Genomic DNA, 4,175 nt, shown 5'->3' on the forward strand with positions numbered 1-4,175 from the left:
TAAAGCCTTGTATGCTTCGTGAGACTTCATCAAACCGTTCATTTCGTTGTAATTGACATAGCCCCATCCATAAAGAAAACTCTGACGAATGACGTAATTAGCGGCATTGTAGAGGTTCTTAGATTTAAAGGCTAGTTCGTCTATTTGGGCGAAACGGTGTTCCGTCGATTTAATGATGTGCCTCTCTGTTAGTTGCATTTGAGACTTCCGTTCGATCGGCTGTGCGTATTCCTTGTTCAACACTCATAACAATATAATACCATTATTGTTTATAATTGCTTATAAACTCAATGAAGTTTTACAATACCTTTATTTGACACTGCCACGGCTGCACTACGTTAAAGCCGTGGGATTCTCCCGTCTAGCCCAGCTCTATGTCTACGAGTGCAAAGGGAAATTCAGCAGCCAGTACAGCGCAATATTTATTGAGGTCATTCTTTGTATCTTCCCTCTCGCCAAAGCATCTATCTTAAGGCGGATTCTCCTCAGCAAGTAACTCAGGTTGAATAGAGAAGACCGTGTATGCATACGGATGGATCTTCATGAAGCGCGACGCCACAGGCAAGTTTGTTAGCAATTGGAACTCGGAGACGAAACAACGAGTGAGCGTATCTCTGACTAATACAGCATGGCGATCGCTCGATAAAGAGGCTCACAGGCGAGGAATTTCTCGCTCTGAAGTCATTGAACGCTTTGCCCGCACTCTTGAAGGCGAACAGTTGTTCCCTGCCCAAGAAACTGAGGGCAAGGTAGCAACGATTCTTGAAAGCATTACGGATGCTTTTGTCGCCTTCGATCGCGACTGGCGCTACACTTACGTGAATCAGGCAGCGGCTAAACTCCTGCACAAAACGCCAGAAGAGTTACTGGGAAAACACGTTTGGAATGAGGTTTTTCCTGAGTTGGTCGGTGGAATTGCATATCGAGAACTCCATCGGGCAGTGGCACAACAGGTTCCTGTTTCCTGGGAAGAATTTGGGGAACCTATCCAGTGTTGGTTAGAGGCGAATGCCTATCCGTCTCCAACAGGGGTAGCCGTTTATTTTCGAGATGTGACAGAGCGCAAACGCTTGGAATCAGAACTGCGGCAGCGAGAGCAACAGTTCAAAATGGTAGCTGAAAATTCCCCAGACATTATTAGCCGAGTTGATGCAGAATTTCGCCATATTTATGTCAGCCCTTCTGTAGAACTGGCAACAGGTATTCCATCAGAGCAATTTGTTGGCAAGACCAATGTTGAGCTAGGAATGCCAGAAGACCTCTATCGTGTTTGGCATGATAGTTTGCGGCAAGTCTTTACAACCGGGCAGGAACAGACGATTGAATTTAAGTTTCCGACTCAAAATGGTATTCGATGGTATCAGGCGCGTATAGTTCCCGAATTTGCCAATGAAGATTCTGTTGAAACGGTACTGAGTATTGCTCGTGATGTGACGGATTACAAACAAGTTGAACAGGCATTACGAGAGAGCGAAGAACGCCTGCGATTGGCACTGACGGCGGCTCAGATGGTGGTCTGGGATATGGATTTGCCGACCAATCAGGTCGTGTGTTCTGCTAATGCTATAGACGTTTGGGGTTTTCATGAAGGCACAGGAGAAGAATTTTATGCGCTCATTCATCCAGACGATCGACAACGGGTGCTCCAAGCGGCTCAAGGGGCAATTGCGGGAGAACAGTCCTACGCACAGGAGTATCGGGTAATTAGTCCGGACGGGGTTGTGCGCTGGCTCAACAGTCAGGGACAAGTTTATCTAGATGAAACCGAACGAGGAGTTCGCCTGATTGGCGTTTCCGTTGATATTACAGAGCGTAAACAGATAGAAGCAGAGCGCGATCGCCTTTTAAAACGAGAACAATCTGCCCGACTCGAAGCCGAAACCGAACGCCAGCGGTTGCATGACATCCTGATGCAATTGCCTGCCATGATTGCCATTGTTAAAGGTGCCGATCTTGTGTATGAATTTGCCAATCCCACCTACCTGCAAGGGACTGGGCGCACTCCAGACATTATCGGGAAATCAATACGGGACGTTTTCCCCGAGATAGAGGGACAAATTTACTTTGAAGCGCTCGATCGCGTTTACCGGACGGGAGAAACGTTCATTGTGAATGAATCGCCTACTTACTGGGATCGGAACGGCGATGGAGTGTTGGAAGAAGCATTTTTCCACTGCATCTTTGCGGCTTGGCGGGATGCTGAGGGAACCATTCAGGGTGTGTTGATTTATAACATTGAAGTGACAGCCCAGGTGCGGGCAAGGCAACAAATTGAACAACTGCTCGAGAACCTCCAGCAGAAAGAAGAAATTCAGCAATTCCTAATCGAATTGAATGATGCGATTCGTGCCATTCAAGACCCAAAAGAAATTATGTGGCAGGTGGTTTGTGCCACTGGACAACATTTCCAAGTCACTCGCTGTACCTACGGTGAAATTGATTCTACTCAGGAATACGTCATCGTCGATCGCGACTATTGCAATGGTGTAATCAGCGTGGTGGGTAGACATCACCTAGATTCGTTTGGCCCTGAACTCATTGCTGAATTAAAGCAGGGCAGAACAATCGTCGTGGATGATGTCGATCGCGATCCTCGGACTGCCGGAGTTGGGGCTGCTACCTTCGATGCAATCCAAACCAAGTCTCTTCTGTGTGTTCCATTGGTGAAAGAGGGGAAATTTGTCGCATTGTTGGTGTTGCACCATGTCTCCGATCGCCACTGGACCGAGGAAGATGTGGCGATGATGGAGCGAATTGCTGAAAAAACCTGGCTAGCCGTGGAGCGATCGCGGGCACAAGAGCAATTGCGAGAAAGTGAAGCTCATCTGCAACTCGCGCTGAAGGTCGGACGCATGGGAACGTGGGACTGGGATATGCAGACCGATGCTTTGCTTTGGTCAGAAGGACACTTTACGGTGCTGGGTCTTCAACCGAATGAATGCGAACCCAGCTATGAAGTTTGGGCAAGTCGGGTTCATCCCGATGACTTAGCAGAAGCTGAGGCGAAATTTCAGCAAGCCATAGCTGACAAGACGGAGTATCACCATGAATATCGCCTGCGTTGGTCAGATGGCTCAATTCACTGGGTCGAAGCCAGAGGACAGTTTACTTATGATTCTCAGGGAAATCCCAAGCACTCGATCGGAGTTGTCATTGATATCACAGAACGCAAGCAAGCAGAAGAGGCGTTGCGTCAAGCCCTACAAAAGCTCAACTTCCATGTTGAAAACTCTCCTATGGCAGTCGTTGAATGGGATCGAGACTTTCGAGTCATTCGGTGGTCTGCTGGTGCAGAGCGCATTTTGGGCTGGACGGCCGAAGAAATGCTGGGTAAATCTTTAACAGAGATACCTTTTGTCTTTGAGGAAGACCTGGAAGCGGTTGCTGAAGTCTGCCAACGGCTGGTCTATGGTGAAGAACCCCATATTTTTTCATACAACCGCAATTACACGAAAGATCGCAACATTGTCCATTGCGAGTGGTATAACTCCAGTCTCAGGGACGAATCGAGACGGATGATTTCGGTGTTATCGCTGGTGCTGAATGTGACGGAGCGCAAGCAAGCAGAACAAGAACGAGAACAACTGTTAGAACGCGAGCGCCTTGCACGATCGGAAGCCGAAGCCGCACAGCGCCAACTGGCAACTATTTTTGACACGTCTCCGGTTGGACTTGCCCTGCTAGATGCCCAGCAGCGATTTATTGCCATCAATGAAGCATTAGCAGAAATTAATGGATTAACCCGCGAGCAACACTTAGGCTATTCAATTCCAGATATTTTTGGTCAGTCCGATCCCAAATTAGTTGAAGTCTTCCATCAGATTTACGCCACAGGGAATCCTTTCATTTCACCCAACTTTGCGGTGAATGTTCCCGGACGCAGCGATCGCCGTCCCGGTTACTACAACGTTTACTATCTTCCAACTGTTAACTCAAATGGTCACGTCGAAGGCATTCTCGTGTATGTGGTAGATGTGACGGAACGGGTGCAGTTAGAACTTGCCCAACGCTTTCTCTCTGAGGCAAGTGCGGTGCTTGCATCCTCACTGGATTATCAAACAACTTTGGAGCGAGTCGCGCAGCTTACAGTGCCGGAATTAGCGGACTGGTGTACGGTTCACATGATAGAAGAGGATGGTGCGATCGAGCAGATTGCGGTTGCTCACATCGACCCT

1 protein-coding gene and 1 pseudogene are annotated in these 4,175 nt (G+C 48.2%); one reads left to right on the forward strand and one right to left on the reverse strand.

What is annotated here, in order from left to right:
* Positions 1-198: pseudogene (locus tag ACUVJL_RS02400) on the reverse strand (RNA-guided endonuclease TnpB family protein); the annotation flags it as partial.
* A gap of 320 nt (positions 199-518) precedes the next feature.
* Here ACUVJL_RS02400 and ACUVJL_RS02405 point away from each other — a divergent pair.
* Positions 519-4,175: PAS domain S-box protein (locus ACUVJL_RS02405; protein ID WP_445244384.1), on the forward strand; the 3,657-nt coding region annotated here is incomplete at its 3' end.

The sequence above is a fragment of the Microcoleus sp. OTE_8_concoct_300 genome, from assembly GCF_031383065.1.
In the GTDB taxonomy this organism is placed as follows: Bacteria; Cyanobacteriota; Cyanobacteriia; order Cyanobacteriales; family Microcoleaceae; genus Microcoleus.